This window comes from Roseomonas gilardii subsp. gilardii, assembly GCF_023078375.1.
GTDB classification, from domain to species: Bacteria; Pseudomonadota; Alphaproteobacteria; order Acetobacterales; family Acetobacteraceae; genus Roseomonas; species Roseomonas gilardii.
On record NZ_CP095554.1, the window covers coordinates 812,327 to 832,324 of the forward strand.

Below are 19,998 nucleotides of genomic sequence, written 5' to 3' on the forward strand. Positions count from 1 at the left end.
CCGAACACGTTCGGATCGGCTCATGGCGTCTCAGCGTAATGTCCTTCTCATCGTGGTGGATCAGTGGCGGGCGGATTTCATGCCCGTGCTCGGCGCGGATTTCCTGCGCACGCCGAATCTCGACCGGCTGTGCCGCGAGGGCGTCACCTTCCGCAACCATGTGACCACGGCGGTTCCCTGCGGCCCGGCCCGCGCCAGCCTGCTGACCGGCCTGTACCTGATGAACCACCGTGCGGTGCAGAACACCGTGCCGCTCGACGCGCGCCACATGAACCTGGGTAAGGCGCTGCGCGGCGTGGGCTACGACCCGGCGCTGATCGGCTACACCACCACCACGCCGGACCCGCGCACCACCAGCCGCAACGACCCGCGCTTCTCCCTGTTGGGCGACCTGATGGACGGGTTCCGCAGCGTCGGCGCCTTCGAGCCCTCGATGGACGGCTATTTCGGCTGGCTGGCGCAGAAGGGCTATCCCCTGCCGCCGAAGCGCGATGACATCTGGCTGCCGGAAGGCATGGACGACGTGCCCGGCGCCACCGACCGGCCCAGCCGCATCACCGCCGATCTCTCCGACACCGCCTATTTCACCGAGCGCGCCCTGACCTATCTCAAGGGCCGCGGCGGCAAGCCCTGGTTCCTGCATCTCGGCTACTACCGCCCGCATCCGCCCTTCATCGCGCCGGAACCCTACAACCGCATGTACCGGCCGGAGCAGATGCCCGCCCCGGTGCGCATGCCACACTGGCGGGAGGAAGCGGCGCAGCACCCGCTGCTCGATTTCTACCTGCATGGCGTCCAGCGCGGCTCCTTCTTCCACGGCGCCGGCGGCGCGGCGAACGAGATGGAGGAGGCGGAGATCCGCCAGATGCGCGCCACCTATGCCGGGCTGATCTCCGAGGTCGATGCCGCGCTGGGCGAGGTCTTCGCCCATCTCGACGCCACGGACCAGTGGAGGAACACACTCATCATCTTCACCTCCGACCATGGCGAGCAGCTCGGCGACCACTACCTGCTCGGCAAGATCGGCTTCCATGACGAGAGCTTCCGCATCCCCCTGGTGGTGGTGGACCCGGACGCCCCGGAACAGGCCGGCCGCATCGAGAGCGCCTTCACCGAGAGCGTGGACGTGCTGCCCAGCATCATCGACTGGCTGGGCGGCGAGGTGCCGCGCGCCTGCGACGGGCGCTCGCTCCTGCCGCTGCTGCGCGGCCGTCGCCCCGCCGACTGGCGCGAGCATCTCTTCTACGAATACGATTTCCGCGATGTCTACTACTCGCACCCCGAGGCGCCGCTGGGCCTCGGCATGGATGACTGCTCGCTCTGCGTGGTGCAGGACGAGCAGTGGAAATACGTCCACTTCGCGGCGCTCCCGCCCCTCCTCTTCAACCTGGAGGAGGACCCGAACCAGTTCGTGAACCTGGCCGACGATCCGGCCCATGCGGCCATCGTCGCGGATTACGCGCAGCGCGCCCTGTCGCACCGCATGCGCCATGCCGAGCGCACCCTGACGCATTACCGGTCCACGCCCCAGGGCCTGGAGGAGAGACGCCGATGATCCTGTCCCGCCGTTCCACGCTGCTCGGCGCCGCCGGCCTCGGCACCGCCAGCCTGCCCCGCTTCGCCATCGCGCAATCCACCAGCGTGGGCGACCAGCGCCGCAGCATCGACATCGCCGTGCAGAAGATCAGCAACTCCAACACGCTGGAGGTGCTGCGCGAGCAGTCCAATGTCGGCGAGCGCATCTTCTTCTCCTCGATCTGGGAAGGGCTGATCGGCCGCGACTGGCTGGGCGAGCTGCGCGCCGTGCCGCTGCTGGCCACGGAATGGAAGCGGCTGAGCGACAGCGCGGTGGAGCTGAAGCTCCGCCCCGGCGTGCGCTTCCACAACGGCGACGAGATGACGGCCGAGGATGTCGCCTTCTCCTTCGGCCCCGAGCGCATGTTCGGCGACACGCCCGCCACGGCGCAGGGCCGCACCATCACGGTGAAGGGCGAAGGCATCCCGACCCGCGCCGGCCGCGAGCTGCCGCCCGAGGTGCCCGCCGTCGCGCGCCGCTCCTGGCCGGCGCTGGAGCGCGTGGAGGTGGTGGACCGGTACACGGTCCGCTTCCACAACGCATCCCCCGACGTGACGCTGGAGGGCCGCCTCGCCCGCTACGGCAGCGAGATCATCTCCCGCCGCGCCTATGTCGAGGCGCCGAGCTGGTTCGACTGGGCGCGCAAGCCCGTCACCACCGGCCCCTACATGGTCGCCGAGTTCAAGCCGGACCAGTCGCTGACCCTGGTGGCGCATGACGCCTATTGGGGCGGGCGGCCGCCGCTGAAGCAGATCCGCTTCCTGGAGGTGCCGGAGGTCTCGGCCCGCATCAACGCGCTGCGTTCCGGCGAGGTGCAGTTCGCCTGCGACATCCCGCCCGACCAGATCCCCGGCATCGAGCGCGACGCGGCCTATGAGGTCCAGGGCGGCACCATCCTGAACCACCGCCTGACCGTCTTCGACAAGAACTTCCCCGCCCTGCGGGACGCCCGGGTCCGCCGCGCCTTCACCCATGCGATCGACCGCCAGGCGATCGTGGACAGCCTCTGGAGCGGCCGCACCGTGGTGCCGCGCGGGCTGCAATGGGAATACTACGGCGACATGTTCATCGCCGACTGGTCGGTGCCGGCCTACGACCCGGCCGAGGCGAAGCGCCTGCTGAAGGAGGCCGGCTACAAGGGCGAGCCGATCCCCTATCGCCTGCTGAACAACTACTACACCAACCAGACCCCGACGGCGCAGGTGCTGGTGGAGATGTGGAACCAGGTCGGCCTGAACGTCCAGATCGAGATGAAGGAGAACTGGACCCAGATCCTGGAACGCAGCCCGGGCCGCGCGGTGCGCGACTGGTCCAACTCGGCGCCCTTCAACGACCCCGTCTCCTCCCTCGTCGCGCAGCACGGGCCGAACGGACAGCAGCAGCAGGTTGGCGAATACAGCAACGAGGAGCTGAACCGGCTCTGCGTGGAGCTGGAGACCAGCACCGACCGCCCCCGCCGCAAGCAGGTCTTCCGCCGCCTGCTGGAGATCGCCGAGCGCGAGGACCCGGCCTATACGGTGCTGCACCAGAATGCGACCTTCACCGCCAAGCGGAAGGATATCCGGTGGAAGGCCGCGCCGGCCTTCGCCATGGAGTTCCGCGCCAACAACTGGCCGGCCTGAGCGGATCATGCCCGGACTGACCCGACGCGCCGCGCTGGCCTCGGCCGGCGCGGCCCTGTGCCTGCCGCACCTCGCCATCGGCCAGACCACGCGCCCCGCCATCACCGTGGCGGTGCAGAAGATCAGCAACAGCAACTCGCTGGAGATGCTGCGCGAGCAGTCGAATGTGGGTGGCCGGATCTTCTACTCCTATGCCGAGCCGCTGATCGACACGGACTGGACCGGCGACCTGTCGCTGCGTCCGGGCCTGGCGAGTTCCTGGCGCCGCCTGGACGCGCGGCGGCTGGAGCTGACGCTGCGCGAGGGCGTGCGCTTCCATGACGGCCGGATGATGACGGCGGAGGATGTCGCGCATTCCTTCGGCCCGCGCATGTGGGGCGCCGAGGGCAGCCCGCGCAACCCGCCGCCCGAGGCGGTGGCCGTGGCGCGCCGTTCCTTCCCCGGCTTCGACCGGGTGGAGATCGTCGATGCCCGCACGGTCCGCTTCGTCAACCGCACGCCCGACGTGACGCTGGAGGGCAAGCTCAGCCGCTCCCTCGCCACCATCCATTCCGCCGCCGCCTACGAGGCGGTCGCGGACTGGTCGCAATGGTCGCGCCGGCCCGTGGGCACCGGCCCCTACCGCGTCGTGGAATTCCGCCCGGACCACCATCTGGTCCTGGAGGCTTTCGACGACTACTGGGGCGGCCGCCCGCCGCTCTCGCGCATCCGCTTCCTGGAGGTGCCGGAGGTGGCCGCCCGCATCGCCATGCTGCAATCCGGCGAGGCGGACTTCGCCTGCGACATCCCGCCCGACCAGATCGCCGAGATCGAGCGCAATCCGCGCCACGAGGTGGTGGGCGGGCTGATCGGCAACCACCGCATCCTCGTCTTCGACAAGCATCATGCCGTCCTCGCCGATCCGCTGGTCCGCCGCGCCCTGACGCATGCGATCGACCGCGAGGCCATCGTCCAGGCGCTGTGGTCCGGCCGCACCCGCGTGCCGCCCGGCCTGCAGTTCGAGTTCTTCGGCGACATGCTGGTGCGCGACTGGACCGTGCCGAAATACGACCTGGCCGAGGCCCGGCGCCTGCTGAAGCAGTCCGGCTACAAGGGCGAGCCGATCCCCTACCGCGTGCTGAACAACTACTACACCGCGCAGACCTCGACGGCGCAGATCCTGGTCGAGGGCTGGCGCGAGGCCGGGGTGAACGTGCGCATCGAGATGCGGGAGAACTGGTCCCAGATCACCGAACCGGGGCCGGACCGCGCCATCCGCGACTGGTCCAACGGCGCCTCCTTCGGCGACCCGGTGTCGCAGACGCCGCCGAATTTCGGCCGGCAGGGCTCGGCCTGGGTCGGCGGCGAATGGCGCAACGAGGAGTTCGGCGACCTTTCCGCGGTGCTGGAGAACGGCAGCGACGCGGCGCAGCGCCGGCGCGCCTGGGCCCGCATGCTGGAGATCGCCGAGCGCGAGGACCCGGCCTGGACGGTCCTGCACCAGACCGCGAACTTCACCGGCAAGCGCCGCGACATCCGCTGGAAGCCGGCCCAGGCCTTCGTGATGGATTTCCGCGCCGGGAACTGGGGGGCCTGATGCGGGCGACCGAAGCACCCGCCCCCGGCACGCCGCTCGTCGAGATCCGCAACCTCGCCGTCAGCTTCGACGGCACGCCCGCGCTGCGCGGCGTGGACCTCACCATCGGGCGCGGCGAATCCCTGGCCCTGGTGGGCGAGTCCGGCTGCGGCAAGTCCGTCACCTGGCTGGCGGCGCTGGGCCTGCTGCCGCCCAGGGCACGCGTCACCGGCAGCGTGCGGCTGGACGGCGCCGAGCTCCTCGGCGCCGCGCCGGCGGTGCTGGACCGTGTGCGCGGCGGCCGCGTCGCCATGATCTTCCAGGACCCGGCGAGCAGCCTGAACCCGGTCCACCGGATCGGCCGGCAGATCACCGAGGCGCTGGCGCTGCATCGCGGCCTGTCGGGCGAGGCGGCGCGGGCCGAGGCGAAGCGGCTGCTCGACCAGGTCGGCATGCCCGATGCCCGGCGGCGCCTGGATGCCTATCCGCACGAGCTGTCGGGCGGGCAGAACCAGCGCGTGATGATCGCCATGGCCCTGGCCGGCCAGCCGGAGCTGCTGGTGGCGGACGAGCCGACCACGGCGCTGGACGTCACCATCCAGGCGCAGATCCTGGAACTGCTGACGGAGATCCGCCGCGACACCGGCATGGCGCTGGTGCTGATCAGCCACGACCTCGGCGTGGTGGGGGAAACCTGCGATCGCATCTGCGTCCTCTATGCCGGGCAGGTGATCGAGGAGGCCGCCACGGAGCGCCTGCTCAACGCCCCGCTGCATCCCTATGCGGACGGGCTGCTCGCCGCCCTGCCGCCGATCAGCGGGCCGCGCCGCCCGCTCGCCGCCATTCCCGGCGCCGTGCCGGAGCCCTGGGCCATGCCCCCCGGCTGCCCCTTCGGGCCGCGCTGCCCCCGCCACGTGGCGGCCTGCGATGCTGCCCTGCCGCGCCTGGCCACGGTGGAGCCCGGCCATCGCGCCGCCTGCTTCCGCCCGGTGCCGCCGCGCGGCATCCCGCCACTGCCCATCCCCCGGCAGCAGGAGATGCACTCGGCATGAGCCTTCTCCTCCAGGCGCAGGGGCTGGTGCGCCGCTACGCCATGCGGCGCGGCCTGCTGGGCCGGGTCGCCGAGGTCCGCGCCGTGGACGGCGTGTCGCTGGAGCTGCGCCCGGGCGAGACGCTCGGGCTGGTGGGCGAATCCGGCTGCGGCAAGTCCACCACCGGCCGCCTCGTGCTGGGGCTGGAAAGCCCGGATGAGGGCATGGTCCGATTCGAGGGCGCGCCGATGCCGGTGCCGGGCAGCCCGGCCTGGCGCCGCCAGCGGGCCCGGATGCAGATGGTGTTCCAGGACCCGCTGGGCGCGCTCGACCGCCGGCTGACGGTCGCCGCGCAGATCGCCGAGCCGCTGGAGATCCACGGCCTCGGCGGTGCCTCCGAACGGGCGGCGAAGGCCGAGGCGCTGCTGCGCGCCGTGGGGCTGCGCCCCGACCAGGGCGCGCGCTATCCGCATGAACTGTCCGGCGGGCAGCGGCAGCGCGCCGTGCTGGCCCGCGCCCTGGCCACCGGCCCCGCCCTGCTGGTCTGCGACGAGCCGATCAGCGCGCTGGACGTCTCGATCCAGGCGCAGGTGATGAACCTGCTCGGCGAGGTGCAGGAGCGCACCGGGATCGCCATGCTCTTCGTCAGCCACGACCTGCGCGCGGTGCGCCAGGTCAGCCGCCGGGTGGCGGTGATGTATCTCGGCCGCATCGTGGAGGAAGGCGATCCCGACGCGGTGCTGCACGACCCCGCCCACCCCTATGCCCGGGCCCTGGTCTCCGCCATCCCGCAGCCAGGGCGGCGCGGCGCCCGCATCGTGCTGCGCGGCGATCCGCCCAACCCGGCGGCGCGGCCCGCCGGCTGCGCCTTCCATCCCCGCTGCCCCGTGGCCGGCCCGCTCTGCGGGCGGGAGGCGCCGGCGCTGAAGCTGCGCGGCGACGGCCGCCTCGTCGCCTGCCACGTGGCACAGGGCGACATGCCCGCCGGCACCGGCCTGCCGGACACACCCGTGCTGGAAGCCGCCTGAATGCTCCGTTTCCTCGGCATCCGCCTGTTCCGCGCGCTGTTGACCCTGCTGCTGGTGGTCAGCTTCGCCTTCATCGTGCTGCGCCTGTCCGGCGACCCGGCGCTGTTGATCATGAGCGCCGATGCGCCGCCCGAGGCCATCGCCGCCTTCCGCCGCGCCTGGGGCCTCGATGACCCGCTCTGGGTGCAGTACCTGCGCTATTTCGGCGCCATCCTGCATGGCGATCTCGGGCAGTCGATGCGCGACGGCCGCTCCGCCATCGAGCTGGTGGCGGAACGTGTCCCGGCCACGCTCGCCCTCACCATCCCGGCCCTGCTGATCAAGCTCTGCCTCGGCATCCCGGCCGGCGTCTATGCCGCCCTGCACCGCAATTCCTGGATCGACCGGGGCGTGATGTTCCTGGCCGTGGCCGGCTTCACCGTACCCTCCTTCGTGCTGGGCCTGGTGCTGGTGCTGGTCTTCGCCGTGCAGCTCGGCTGGCTGCCCTCCGGCGGCCAGGACAGTTGGCGCCACGCCATCCTGCCGGTGATCACCCTGGGCCTGGGCGGCGCCGCCGTGCTGGCGCGCTTCACCCGCTCCGCCATGCTGGAGGTGCTGGGCCAGCCCTATATGCGCACCGCCCTGGCCAAGGGGGTGCCCTGGCCCGTCGCCGTGCGCCGCCACGCCCTGCCCAACGCCGCCATCCCCACCGTGACCATCGTGGGCTTCATGGTGGGCAGCCTGCTGGCCGGCGCGGTGGTGGTGGAAAGCGTCTTCTCCTGGCCCGGCGTCGGCCGCCTGCTGGTGGTGGCGGTGGCGAACCGGGATCTCGCGGTGGTGCAGTGCATCCTGCTGCTGGTGGCCGCCACCATGGTGGCCGCGAACCTCGCCGTGGACCTGCTCTACGGCACGCTCGACCCGCGGCTGCGGGCCGGCGCCGCCGGCGCGCATTGAGGCCCCGCCGCATGTCCGACCTCGCCCTCCCCACGGCCCCGGCCACCCTGGCCCCACCCGCGCCGAAGCGCGCCCCGGTCCCCTGGCCCGTGCGGCTCGGCCTGGGCTGGGTGGCGCTGATGCTGGCGGTGGCCCTCACGGCGGAATGGATCAGCCCCTTCCCCATCACCGCGCTCGACCTGCGCGCCCGCCTCGCCCCGCCGGTCGGGCTGGGGGGCACCTGGCTGCACCCGCTGGGCACGGACGAACTGGGCCGCGACGTGCTGAGCCGGCTCATCGCCTCGATCCGCATGAGCCTGCTGATCGCCTTCGGCGCCACCGCCATCTCGGCGGTGCTGGGCACGGCCCTGGGCTTCCTGGCCGCGCATTTCCGCGGGCTGGTGGAACAGGCGGTGATGGCGCTGGTGGATTTCCAGGCGGCCATGCCCTTCCTGATCCTGGCCCTCGCGGTGCTGGCCTTCTTCGGCAACAGCCTGCCGCTCTTCATCTGCCTGCTCGGCCTCAACGGCTGGGAACGCTATGCCCGCATCGCCCGCGGCCTCGCCATCAGCGCCGGCGCGCAGGGCTACGCGGCGGCGGTGCGGCAGCTCGGCGCCTCGCCCTGGCGCATCTATGGCCGGCACGTGCTGCCCAACATCGCCTCCACCCTGATCGTGTCGATGACCCTGGCCTTCCCGGAGATCATCCTGCTGGAAAGCGGGCTCTCCTTCCTCGGCCTGGGCGTGCAGCCGCCCATGACCTCGCTCGGCAACATGGTGGGCTATGGGCGCGAATACCTGACCCGCGCGCCCTGGATCCTGCTCGCCCCCTCCGTCGTGATCGTGCTGACCACCCTCTCGGTCAGCCTGGCCGGCGACTGGCTGCGCGACCGGCTGGACCCGACGCTGCGGTAGGCTTCGCGGCCGGCCCCGGGAGAGAGGCCCTGCCTCTCCCCTAGGGCCACGCACCCTGCCGCCCGCGCCCGAACACCTCTTGCATCCCGAAGCTCACCCGGGATATGGGAATATAATCAGAATCCGCTCATGCGACCCGCACCACCCCTCTGCCAAGTTGAAAAAGCCCGGAAACCGCCCAGGCGGCTAAAAGATTAAAATCCTAAAATCCTAAAGGAACCCGTCCGGTAGGCCCCGGCCCACAAAGGCGATGGGTGGACGGCGTGTGGCACCTCCAAGGGTCCAGCATTCCGCTGTTCGTATGATACGTTCCGTCCCGCCCCGCGGGAGGCAGCCCTGCGAATCCGCCAAGCCGGCGCAATCCGGCACGGCCCGCCCTTTCCCTTCGCCTTGGCGCGGGGCAAGGAGGGCATTATGGGTTCGCCGGATATCATGACCGACCTGCCGTCGCCCGATCTGTCATCGCCCGACCTGGCGTCGCTCCGTGCCGAGATCGATTCGATCGACGACGCGATGCACGACCTGCTGATGCGCCGGGCGGCCCTGTCCGCCCGCATGGCCGCCAGCCGGGTGAAGAACGGCAGCTTCCCCTATCGCCCGGGCCGCGAGGCCGGAATCCTGCGCCGCCTCCTGGCCCGCCACCATCCCCCCTCCCGGCCGGTACGGTGGTCCGGGTCTGGCGGGAGATCATCGCCGCCTCCCTGTCGCAGCAGGGGCCGCTGTCCCTCGCGGTGCTGCAGCCGCAGCGGGAGAATCCGGGGGAAGCTCTGCTTTCCGCGCTGGCGCGGGCGCATTTCGGCGAGGGCAGCACGCTGCGCCTGCACGCGACGGCGGGCCGGGTCCTGGCCGCGCTCTCCGCCGGGGAGGCGAATCTCGCCATCCTGCCGATGCCGGACGAAGGCGACCTGACCGAGGCCGCCTGGTGGCTGCGGCTGGAGGCGCCGCGCCTGCATGTGGTGGCGGCGCTGCCCTTCCTCGCCACACCGGGGCAGCGGCCGCAGGCGCTGGTGGTCGCCGCCATGGCGCCGGAGGCCACGGGGCGCGACCGCTCCCTGCTGCGCGTGGCCCATGCGCCGGACATGTCGCGCGACGCGCTCGCCGCCGCCCTGTCGGCGGCGGGGCTGAAGGTGCTGCGGCTGATCCCCTTCCGCGACCTGCCGCACCCGCATGAGACGGGTGCCGCGCGCGGCGCCGACAGGGGGGCCGAAGGCTGTGCCCTGGCCGAGATCGAGGGGTTCCTCACCCCCGACGACCCCCGCCTGAAGAATCCACGCGCCGATCTGCTCGGCGCCTATGCCGAGCCGGAGAGCCTGCCATGACCGTGATGCCCCGCCCCTCCATCCTCGCCGTCGAACCCTATGTCGGCGGCGAATCCAGGATCCCGGGCGTGAACCGCATCGTGAAGCTGTCCTCCAACGAGGGCGCCTTCGGCCCGCCGCCCAGCGCGGTCGAGGCGATCCGGAAGATGGCCACGGAGGCGCACCGCTATCCCGATGGCGGGGCGAAGGCACTGCGCGAGGCGATCGGCGCGGCGCATGGGCTGGACCCGGCGCGCATCGTCTGCGGCAACGGATCGGACGAGCTGATCGCGCTGCTGATCATGGCCTATGGCGGCGAGGGCACGGAGCTCGTCATGTCCGCCTACGGCTTCCAGATGTATGAGCTGACCGGGCTCTGGGCCGGCTGCCGCGTCATCAAGGTGCCGGAGCGCGACCTGACCGCCGATGTGGACGCCATGCTGGCCGCGGTCGGTCCGCGCACGAAGCTGGTCTTCCTCACCAACCCGAACAACCCGACCGGCACGCTGCTGCCGCAGAGCGAGGTCGAGCGCCTGCGCGCAGGGCTGCGCGGCGACATCCTTCTGGCGCTGGATTCCGCCTATGCGGAATACGTCACCGCGCTGGGCTACGACGCCGGCGCGAAGCTCGTGGATGCCAGCGACAACACGGTGATGCTGCGCACCTTCAGCAAGATCTACGGGCTGGGCGGGATGCGGCTGGGCTGGGCCTATGCCTCGTCCGCCATCGTCGATGTGCTGGGCCGCGTGCGCGGGCCGTTCAACGTGAACGCCGCCGCCGCCGCCGCCGGCATCGCCGCCCTGGCCGAGCCGGGCTGGATCGAGAGGAACGTCGCGCACAACAGCGCCTGGCGCGCGAAGCTCAGCGCGGCGCTGGAGGCGGCCGGCCTGCCGGTGCGGCCGAGCGAGACCAATTTCGTGCTGGTGGATTTCGGCAGCCCCGAGCGCGCCAAGGCCGCCGACGCGCATCTGCGTGCGCGCGGGCTGATCGTGCGCGCCATGGGCGGCTATGGCCTGCCGCGCTATCTCCGCGTCACCATCGGCAATGCCGAGGAATGCGAGATGGTGATCGAGGCGCTCACCGGCTTCGCGCGCGGATGAGCGACCCTCTCTTCCGCCGCCTCTGCATCATCGGCGCGGGGCTGATCGGCTCCTCCCTCGCCCGGCTGATCCGGGAACGGGGCGACATCGCCCGGCACCTGGTGGTGCATGACAGTTCCGCCCCGGTGATCGGGCGGGTCCGGGAACTGGGCCTCGCCGATACGGTGGAGCCCAACCCCGTGCGCGCCGTGGAAGGCTGCGACGCGGTCATCCTCTGCGTTCCCGTGGGCGCCTATCACGGGGTGATGTCGGTGATCGCGCCGCATCTCGCCCCCGGCTGCGTGCTGAGCGATGTCGGCAGCACCAAGAGCAGCGTGCTGCGCGACCTGGTGCCGCTGCTGCCGGAAGGGGTGCATCTGGTGCCGGGGCATCCCATGGCGGGCACCGAATTCTCCGGCCCCGATGCCGGCTTCGCCGCGCTGTTCCAGGGCCGCTGGGTGATCCTGACGCCGCCGCCCGGCACCGATCCGGCCGCGGTGGAGAAGGTCGCGGAGATGTGGCGCCGCGCGGGTTCGACGCTGGAGGTGATGGACGCCGCCAAGCACGACAAGGTGGTGGCCATCGTCTCCCACCTGCCGCACCTGATCGCTTTCACCATCTGTTCCACCGCCGACGATCTGGCGCAGGAGACGCAGGACAACATCCTGCGCTTCGCCGCCTCTGGCTTCCGCGACTTCACCCGCATCGCCGCCAGCGACGTGGCCATGTGGCGCGACATCTTCCTGAACAACCGCGAGGCGCTGCTGGAAATGCTGGCGCGCTTCACCGAGGACGCCCAGGCCCTGGGCCGCGCGGTGCGCTGGGGCGAGGCGGAGTTCATCGAGGACCGCATCCAGCGCGGGCGCAAGGTCCGGCGCTCGCTGATCGAGATGAAGCAGGCCTGAGGCGGGGGTCTGGCGGATGCCCCGGGCGGAGGCTCCGCCTCCCCCGGCCCCCCTCCGCTGGGGGGATGGTATCCCCCCAGGCCCCGCCTTTCGTTGGCACGGGCGGCAAGGTCAGCCCCCTGGCCCGATCCCTGGGAGCAGGCGGATCAGCGGGGCTCCCAGAAGCAGAAAAACCTTGTCCACGCTGGTGGCGCCCGCAGTCGCCGGAGAGCATCGCTCTCCGGCGTGACCCCGCATCAGCAGGAACCAGCGAACCGGGTCCAGGGCCCGCAGGGTCCTGGCGGATGGGGGGCCGGGGGAAGGCAGGGCCTTCCCCCGGGAGGGAGGCCGCCGGGCAAAGCCTTTGGACCCCCACCCTGGCCCGGAGGGCGCGGAGGGCCTATCTAGGGGCTCCCACCTTCCAGCAGGCGAGCGATCCGATGCGCGACAGCGGCTACACCGGCTATACCCCCCATATCGTGCCCGGCGTGACGCCGGAGGATAAGGTCACGGTGGAAAGCCGGGTGGTGGCCTGTGACGGCGGCAAGGGCGCGCTGGGGCACCCCACCATCTACATGCGGATCGAGGACCGGGAGGTCACCTGCCCCTACTGCTCGCGCACCTATGTGCTGGCCGAGGGCGCCGGGGATGACGGCCACCACTGAGGCGTCTGGCAGGAACGAGGACGGAAGGGGCGGCGATGACCGAGGATGCGCCCTCCGGGACCCCCCATGACAGCACGGGTCCGGAGCAGGAAGCGGCCACGGCCGCCGTCACCAACATGCCGGGCGCGGCGGGCGACGTGCCGGCCACGCCCCGGGGCGAGCGGCACCTGATCCTGGTGGACGGGGCCGGCTACATCTTCCGGGCCTTCCATGCCCTGCCGCCGATGACCAATCCGGAGGGCGTGCCAGTGAACGCCGTCTTCGGCTTTTCCGGCATGCTGTCGAACTTCCTGTCCAGGCATGTGGGCAGCCACATCGCCGTGGTCTTCGACGCCTCCCGCACCACCTTCCGCAACGAGATCTACCCCGACTACAAGGCGCACCGGCCCGAGCCGCCGCCGGAACTGGTGCCGCAGTTCAGGATGATCCGCGAGGCCACGGCGGCCTTCGGCGTCGCCTGCGTGGAGCAGCAGGGCTATGAGGCGGACGACATGATCGCCTCCTATGCCACCGCCTTCGCGCGGGATGGCGGACGGGTGACGATCGTCTCCTCCGACAAGGACCTGATGCAGCTCGTGGACGAGCGTGTCGAGCTGCTGGACCCGATCAAGCAGAAGCCGATCCGCGCCGCCGAGGTGATGGAGAAGTTCGGCGTGCCGCCGGAGAAGGTGGTCGAGGTGCAGGCGCTGGCCGGCGATCCCACCGACAACGTGCCGGGCGTGCCGGGCATCGGCATCAAGACCGCCGCCCAGCTCATCGAGACCTATGGCGACGTGGAGACGCTGCTCTCCCGCCTATCCGAGATCAGGCAGCCCAAGCGCCGCCAGACGCTGGAGGAGAATGCGGAGAATGCCCGCATCAGCCGCCGGCTGGTGGAGCTGGACCGCAACGCTCCCCTGCCACATCCGGTGGAGGAATTCGTCACCCGGCCGCCCGAGCCGGCGCGGCTGAGCGGCTTCCTGGAGCGCAACGGCTTCCGCTCGCTGCAGCACCGGCTGGGGCTGAATCAGGACGGGCTGCGCGACAGCGGGGCGCGCCGCCCGCCAGCCGCGCTGGAGGCGCCTGTGCCGGCGGAGCCGTTGGCGGTGCCGGCCGAGGCCGCGCCCTTCGGCCCCTATGAGACGATCACCGACCTCGCCACGCTGGAGGGCTGGATCGCCCGGGCGCGCGAAGCCGGGGTGGTGGCGGTGGACACGGAGACGGACAGCCTGGACGCGCTGGCGGCCAATCTGGTGGGCGTCTGCCTCGCCGTGGCGCCGGGACAGGCGGCCTATCTGCCGCTGCGCCATGCCTCGGGCGACCTGTTGCAGCCGGCGCCGCAGCAGGTGCCCTTCGAGGAGGCCATCGCCCTGCTGCGCCCGCTGCTGGCCGAGCCCGGCACGCTGAAGGTGCTGCACAACGCGAAATACGACACCGAGGTCCTGGCGCGCCCCGAGAATGGCGGCCTCACGGTCGGGCCGGTGGACGACACCATGCTGCTCTCCTACAGCCTCGATGCCGGGCGGCATGGGCATGGGATGGATGAGCTGTCCCGCCGGCACCTCGCGCACCAGCCGATCACCTATGACGAGGTGACCGGCACGGGCCGGGCGCGCAAGCCCTTCGCCCAGGTGCCGCTGGACCAGGCCACCGCCTATGCCGCCGAGGATGCGGATGTCACGCTGCGCCTCTGGCTGGCGCTGAAGCCGCTCCTGCGCGAGCGCAAGGCGCTCGCCCTCTACGAGCAGGTCGAGCGCCGCATGATCGCCGTGCTGCGCGACATGGAGACGGCCGGCATCAAGGTGGACGGCGTGGAGCTGGCGCGGATCGGCGAGGATTTCTCGCAGCGCATGGTGGCGCTGGAGGCGGAGATCCATGGCCTCGCCGGCCGCGCCTTCAATGTCGGCTCCCCCAAGCAGCTCGGCGAGATCCTGTTCGGCGAGATGGGCCTGCCCGGCGGCCGCAAGGGCAAGACCGGCGCCTATTCCACCGATGTCTTCGTGCTGGAGGAACTGGCGGCGCAGGGCCACGAGCTGCCCCGCAAGGTGCTGGACTGGCGGCAGCTCTCCAAGCTGAAATCCACCTATGTGGAGGGGCTGCAGGCGCAGATCGCCGCCGATGGCCGCGTACACACCGATTTCAGCATGGCCATCACCTCCACCGGCCGGCTGTCCTCCACCGAGCCCAACCTGCAGAACATCCCCATCCGCACGGAGGAAGGCGCCAGGATCCGCCGCGCCTTCGTGGCGGAGCCGGGCCATGTGCTGCTGGCGGCGGATTATTCGCAGATCGAGCTGCGGCTGCTGGCCCATATGGCTGACGTGCCGACGCTGCGCGAAGCCTTCAGCAAGGGCGAGGACATCCACACCCGCACGGCGCGGGAGATCTTCCGCCTGCCGGAGGGGGCGCCGGTGGACCGTGAGTTGCGCCGCCGGGCCAAGACGGTGAATTTCGGCATCATCTACGGCATCTCGGCCTTCGGCCTGGGGCCGCGGCTGGGCATTTCCCCGGGCGAGGCGCGGGGGATCATCGACGCCTATTTCGCGCAGTATCCGGGCATCCGCGACGCGATGGAGGCAATCAAGGAGGAGGCCCGGATCAACGGCTTCGTCCGCACCTCCTTCGGCCGGGCGCTCTGGATTCCCGACATCACCGCCAAGCAGGCACAGATCCGCGCCAATGCCGAGCGGCAGGCGATCAACGCCCCCTTCCAGGGGGGCGCGGCGGAGATCATCAAGCGCGCCATGGTCCGCATGCCGCTGGCGCTGCGCGAGGCCGGGCTGTCGGCGCGGATGCTGTTGCAGGTGCATGACGAACTGCTCTTCGAGGTGCCGGAGGGCGAGGTCGAGGCGACCGCGACGCTGGTGCGGGAGGTGATGGAGGGCGTGGCGACCCTGCATGTCCCCCTCTCCGTGGAGGTCGGCACGGGGCATTCCTGGGCCGAGGCGCACTGATGACGGCCGGCGGGCGGGCGTGGGTTCCCCCCGACCCGCTGCCGCATGGCCTCAACGGAGCGATGCGGCCCCTCTGAATCTGGAGGCGGCGTGACACCGGTGTAGGCACAGCGTCCGCCGGGTGCCTGCGAGCGCCTCATTTTCACCCCAGGTTGTGTTTTTCCTCCATCGCCTCGGCCATCGGGCGCAGGCGACCCCCTGATGTCATGAGTGACTTGTTGTTGATTTGGAAGGAAGAATCCCGGCGGGCAGTTTGTTCTCCAGAACAACCCCTGGCTGAATATTTTATAATCGTATCGCAACGACAATCCGTGCCACGGTCGCCCCGTCCTGTCAGCCGGGGTTATAACCGTGCCGGGAGGAGGGTTTCCCCGGCTCTCCGACGTTCTGGATCGTACCCGTGGCCTCACCTTTACGCTGGGTCGTTGCCCGGCTCCGCCGCCGTCCCGACAAGGAACACGAGATCGCCCTGAACCGGGTGGCGATCGCCCTTTGCGCGCTGGTGTACTTCTTCCTGGTGGTGCCCTCCGACGCCTCGCTGGAGGAGGCGCGGCGGCTCTGCGCCGTCTTCGCCGTCGCGACCTTGCTGATCTTCGGGCATCTGATGCTCCGCCCCGGGGTTTCCGTGCTGCGGCGCCTGGCGGGGATCGTGCTGGATCTCGGCATCCTGTCAGGTGGGCTGCTCACCGGCGGGGTCTATGTGGCCGCGCTCTACCCGCTCTATCTCTGGGTGATCTTCGGCAACGGCTTCCGCTTCGGCATCGCCTATCTCGGCTTCGCGGCGGGCCTGTCCATCCTGGCCTTCGGCACCATCATCCACGTCTCGCCCTATTGGCAGGCCAATTATCCCCTGGGCCTGGGCCTGCTGGCGGGGCTGATCGTCCTGCCCGGCTATGCCGCCATGCTGATCCGCAAGCTGTCCCTGGCGCGGGACCAGGCGGAACAGGCCAGCCAGGCGAAGAGCCTCTTCCTGGCCAGCGTCAGCCACGAATTGCGCACGCCGGTCACCGCCATCATCGGCATGAACGACCTGCTGCGCCGCACGCCGCTGCAGCCGGAACAGCGGGAGATGACGGGGACGATCCAGACCTCCACGCGCGCTCTGATCTCGCTGATCGACGACCTGCTGAACCTGTCGCGGCTGGATGCGGGCCGCGTCAGCTTCGAGCAGGTGGTCTTCGATCCGGTGGCGGTGCTGCGCGATGCGGCACGGCTGGTCACCGCCCAGGCGCTGGAGAAGGACCTGCGGCTCGGCTTCCATGTCACGCCGCGCAGCACCGGCCTGCTGCGCGGCGATCGGCGGCGCCTGGGCGAGGTGCTGCTGAACCTGACCGGCAACGCGGTGAAGTTCACCCATCAGGGCGGGGTGGTCCTGGCGCTGGACATGCAGGAGCAGGCGGGAAACATCCTGCTGCGGCTGGAGGTGTCGGATACCGGGATCGGCATCGCGCCCGAGGCCCAGGAGCGGATCTTCGAGAGCTTCACCCAGGCGCATGAGCGGATCGCCAATGATTTCGGTGGCACGGGGCTGGGCCTGTCCATCTCCCGCCGCCTGGTCCGGGCGCAGGGGGGCGAGATCGGGGTACGCAGCCGCCTGGGCCGCGGCAGCACGCTCTGGCTCATCCTGCCCATGGAGCGTGTGGGCGCCGAGGACCTTCCTCCGCCCACCCCCTGGCATGCGGTGGTGCTGGTTCACGATGCCAGCCTGCTGCCGGCCCTGGAACAGGCGGCGGGGCCTGCCGGTCTGTACCTCGCCGTGGCGTGGAGCCGCGACGAGGCCCGCCGGCTCCTCGCCGCCTCCCCCTTCGGCCCTTCCATGGTTCCTCCGCTGGCATCGCCGGGCGATGGGCCGCGGATGCTGATCCTGCTGGGCGAGGAGTCCGCCACCCCGGCGGAACAGGCCCTGGAGGACCCGGCGCCGCCGGCCTTTCCCGATCTGCCGCCGGAGGCTGCGCGCCTGCCTGTCCTGCTGATCCGGCCCGATACGCTGCCCGGGCTCCCGGAACCTTCGCGGCGCTTCGGGGCCTTCGCCATCCTGTCGGCGCAGCGCCTGGCCACGGAACTGCCGCCCGTGCTGCGCGCCGCCCATACGCTCTGGCGGGTGGGGACGGAGGAGGAGCAGGCGCTGGCCAGCCGGCGTGTGCCCGGCCGGCATATCCTGGTGGTGGACGACAACCGGGTGAACCAGAAGGTGCTCTCGCGGATGCTGGAAACCGGCGGCCATGTCGCCACCCTGGCCAGCAACGGGGAGGAGGCGCTGGACCTGCTGGAGCGGGACAGCTTCGACCTCGTCCTGATGGATATCAACATGCCGGTCATGGGGGGGCTGGAGGCGACCAAGCTCTACCGCATGGCCTCGCTCGGCCAGCCGCACCTGCCCATCGTCGCCCTGACCGCCGATGCCACCAGCCAGGCACGGGAGAGGGCGCTGGAGGCCGGCATGGATGCCTGCCTGACCAAGCCGATCGATCTGGAGACCCTACTGGATCTCGTGGAACGCCTTCTGGACGACAAGCCGCCCGCAGCGTCGCCGGCTGGGCGCCGGGCCGCTCCGTTGGCCCTGGTCCCGCCGGACGGAGCCCCGCTCCGGCCCGCCGCGGTTGCGCCGCCCTGGACCGTCTATGAGAATCCGAGGCCGCAGGCGGAGTCCACACCGGCTCCGGCCCCGCCCCCTGTTCCTCCTGCCCATGGAGGAGGGCCCGCTGTGGCCGGCCTGCCGCTGCTCGATGAAACGATGCTGGACAATCTGGAGACGCTGGGCGGCGCCGGCTTCGTCGCTGACGTGGTTGCCTCCTTCGTCACGGAAGCGGCCGCCCATCTGGAGGAGGTGCGGAAGGCCGTCCTCCGGGATGACGGCGCGGCATTCCGGGACAGGGTGCATGCCCTGCGCAGCAGCGCGGCCAATGTCGGCGCGCTGGTTCTGCCGGAACTCTGCCGCGACTGGCAGTTCGCCAGCGACGAGACGGTGCGCCGGAACGGCACGGAGATGGCGGCGCGGCTCGTCGCCGAGTTCGAGGCGGTGCGGGCGGCGCTGCTGCGGCGCCAGGCCATGCCGCCCGTGCTGGTGACCCGGCGGGACTGACCCCGCCGCCGCAAGCCTTGTCCCGGCTGACAGCCTGGAAGGGCGGAGCCGCCGGGGAGGGCCTCCCCGCCGGTCCTTCTCCTTTGCCCGGTGTCATGGGCATGGGACGGGTCGTCACTCGGCCGCGATGCCGATCCCCCGGTCCCGGCTGGTCCGGCGCTCCTGTGCCGCGGCGAGGCGCTCCATCTTGCGCAGGTCCGCCGGGGTCAGGCGCATCGCCGCGTCCACCCAGACATCGACGATGTCACGCAGCTCCTTCAGCGTCACCGGGGCGGCGATGTGGCGGGCACGGAACACCGCCTGCATCGCGTTGTGCCGGCGGCCCTGCCCGGCGATGTACTGGCGCAGCTCCTCGTCGCCCTGGCCCGGGGTCAGCAGCATGTCCACCAGGCCCAGCTCATGCAGCTCCTCGGCGGTGTAGATGCGGCCGCTCAGGATCATGCGCTCGGCCTGCACGGCGCCGATGCGGCGGGCGATCAGGCTGTAGGCGCCCATGCCGGGGAAGAGGTTGAACAGCACCTCCGGCAGGCCGAACTTGGTGCCCCGTTCCGCCGCGATCAGGTTGCAGGACAGCGCCGTCTCAAAGCCGCCGCCCAGGGCGTCGCCCTGCACCAGCGCGATGGTCACGACCGGGGCGCCGTAGCTGACGAGGTTGTTGTAGACCACATCGATGCAGCGATGCGCGTAGTGCTGCAGCAGCACCCGCTGCTCCTTGCGCACCGCATCGGCGAAGAGCTTCAGGTCCCCGCCCATGTTGAAGATGCCGGGGATGCCCGAGGCGACGACGAAATAGTCGAAAGGACGCTTCTCCTCGCCGGCCTGGGCCAGCCAGTGGGCGACATCCGCCTGCATCTCGGTCAGGTCGCGCAGCACACCCGGGGAGACGCAGGGCCGGCCCTGCGGGGTCAGGCGGCACCAGAAGGTGCGGGCCTCGGCATCCAGCCGGACGCGGATATCGGCGAAGTCCTTGTCCAGGACCAGGCTGCCATCCCTGGCGACGGGGCTGAGGCCCTGGACCTCCATACGGGCGGACACCAGCTGGTGCTGCACCGGCGAGCTGGAGAAGGAGGCCGGGTTGGAGAAGGAAGTGGTGGGGAAGTAGGTCATGGGGAAGCCTTTCCAAAGGAACGCGGACACCTCTTTCGCCCGGCGAGCGGGCAGGGAGGCATCGGCATTCTGAATAAGGCCCTCCTCGCCGTCTTTGCCCGCAATGCTTCGTGCGAAAGGAATTGTGTGACAGGGGAAGAAGCAGGAAGCGCCGATATTTGTTTCCTATAGGAAACAAAATGGCGAATGCTTCGTGTTCCCCCGTGGATGCCGGTGCCAGGTGCTTCGGGGGCCATGGGGCCCGATCCGGCCGCAAGGGGGACGCAATCCCCGGCACCGGGGTTCCGCTTCGATGTCGGAGCTCTTCCCGTG

At 70.8% G+C, this 19,998-nt stretch carries 14 protein-coding genes and 1 pseudogene; 14 read left to right on the forward strand and 1 reads right to left on the reverse strand.

The window, feature by feature from the left end:
- Positions 1-22: 22 nt before the first annotated feature.
- The 14 genes and pseudogenes from pehA to MVG78_RS03870 all read left to right on the forward strand — a co-directional run bounded on the left by pehA (position 23) and on the right by MVG78_RS03870 (position 18,579).
- Entirely contained in the window at positions 23-1,555 is a 1,533-nt protein-coding gene (gene pehA, locus MVG78_RS03805; RefSeq protein WP_247558328.1) for a phosphoric/sulfuric ester hydrolase PehA, read from the forward strand.
- On the forward strand, positions 1,552-3,198 hold the full coding sequence (locus MVG78_RS03810) for an ABC transporter substrate-binding protein (protein WP_247558330.1): 1,647 nt from the start codon (positions 1,552-1,554) through the stop codon (positions 3,196-3,198). The genes pehA and MVG78_RS03810 overlap by 4 nt, the downstream gene beginning before the upstream one ends.
- A gap of 7 nt (positions 3,199-3,205) precedes the next feature.
- Positions 3,206-4,774 (forward strand): ABC transporter substrate-binding protein, encoded by a 1,569-nt coding sequence (locus MVG78_RS03815; RefSeq protein ID WP_247558332.1) that lies wholly within the window; start codon positions 3,206-3,208, stop codon positions 4,772-4,774.
- Positions 4,774-5,805 (forward strand): ABC transporter ATP-binding protein, encoded by a 1,032-nt coding sequence (locus tag MVG78_RS03820; RefSeq protein ID WP_247558334.1) that lies wholly within the window; start codon positions 4,774-4,776, stop codon positions 5,803-5,805. The genes MVG78_RS03815 and MVG78_RS03820 overlap by 1 nt, the downstream gene beginning before the upstream one ends.
- Positions 5,802-6,812: an ABC transporter ATP-binding protein gene (locus MVG78_RS03825; protein ID WP_247558336.1), complete on the forward strand. Its 1,011-nt coding sequence runs from the start codon at positions 5,802-5,804 to the stop codon at positions 6,810-6,812. The genes MVG78_RS03820 and MVG78_RS03825 overlap by 4 nt, the downstream gene beginning before the upstream one ends.
- A complete protein-coding gene (locus tag MVG78_RS03830; RefSeq protein ID WP_247558338.1) occupies positions 6,813-7,745 on the forward strand; it encodes an ABC transporter permease in 933 nt (310 codons plus the stop codon).
- An 11-nt stretch (positions 7,746-7,756) separates the two neighbouring features.
- Positions 7,757-8,638: an ABC transporter permease gene (locus tag MVG78_RS21930; protein ID WP_428480742.1), complete on the forward strand. Its 882-nt coding sequence runs from the start codon at positions 7,757-7,759 to the stop codon at positions 8,636-8,638.
- Positions 8,639-9,166: 528 nt separating this feature from the next.
- Positions 9,167-9,223: pseudogene (locus MVG78_RS21935) on the forward strand (hypothetical protein); the annotation flags it as partial.
- An 80-nt stretch (positions 9,224-9,303) separates the two neighbouring features.
- Positions 9,304-9,957 (forward strand): hypothetical protein, encoded by a 654-nt coding sequence (locus MVG78_RS03845; RefSeq protein ID WP_247558340.1) that lies wholly within the window; start codon positions 9,304-9,306, stop codon positions 9,955-9,957.
- Positions 9,954-11,036 (forward strand): histidinol-phosphate transaminase, encoded by a 1,083-nt coding sequence (gene hisC, locus MVG78_RS03850; RefSeq protein WP_247558342.1) that lies wholly within the window; start codon positions 9,954-9,956, stop codon positions 11,034-11,036. The genes MVG78_RS03845 and hisC overlap by 4 nt, the downstream gene beginning before the upstream one ends.
- Positions 11,033-11,920 carry a prephenate/arogenate dehydrogenase family protein gene (locus MVG78_RS03855; RefSeq protein WP_247558344.1) on the forward strand — a complete coding sequence of 296 codons (888 nt, stop codon included), beginning with the start codon at positions 11,033-11,035 and terminating at the stop codon, positions 11,918-11,920. Before hisC ends, MVG78_RS03855 begins: the two co-directional genes overlap by 4 nt.
- A gap of 419 nt (positions 11,921-12,339) precedes the next feature.
- Positions 12,340-12,564 carry a zinc-finger domain-containing protein gene (locus MVG78_RS03860; protein WP_247558346.1) on the forward strand — a complete coding sequence of 75 codons (225 nt, stop codon included), beginning with the start codon at positions 12,340-12,342 and terminating at the stop codon, positions 12,562-12,564.
- A gap of 35 nt (positions 12,565-12,599) precedes the next feature.
- On the forward strand, positions 12,600-15,497 hold the full coding sequence (gene polA / locus MVG78_RS03865) for a DNA polymerase I (protein WP_247558348.1): 2,898 nt from the start codon (positions 12,600-12,602) through the stop codon (positions 15,495-15,497).
- Positions 15,498-15,897: 400 nt separating this feature from the next.
- On the forward strand, positions 15,898-18,579 hold the full coding sequence (locus MVG78_RS03870) for a hybrid sensor histidine kinase/response regulator (protein WP_247558351.1): 2,682 nt from the start codon (positions 15,898-15,900) through the stop codon (positions 18,577-18,579).
- Between the two features lie 114 nt (positions 18,580-18,693).
- Here the strand turns inward: MVG78_RS03870 and MVG78_RS03875 are convergent, their stop codons facing one another.
- Complete coding sequence (locus tag MVG78_RS03875) at positions 18,694-19,686, reverse strand: crotonase/enoyl-CoA hydratase family protein (RefSeq protein ID WP_247558353.1); 993 nt, start codon at positions 19,684-19,686, stop codon at positions 18,694-18,696.
- Between the last annotated feature and the right edge of the window lie 312 nt (positions 19,687-19,998).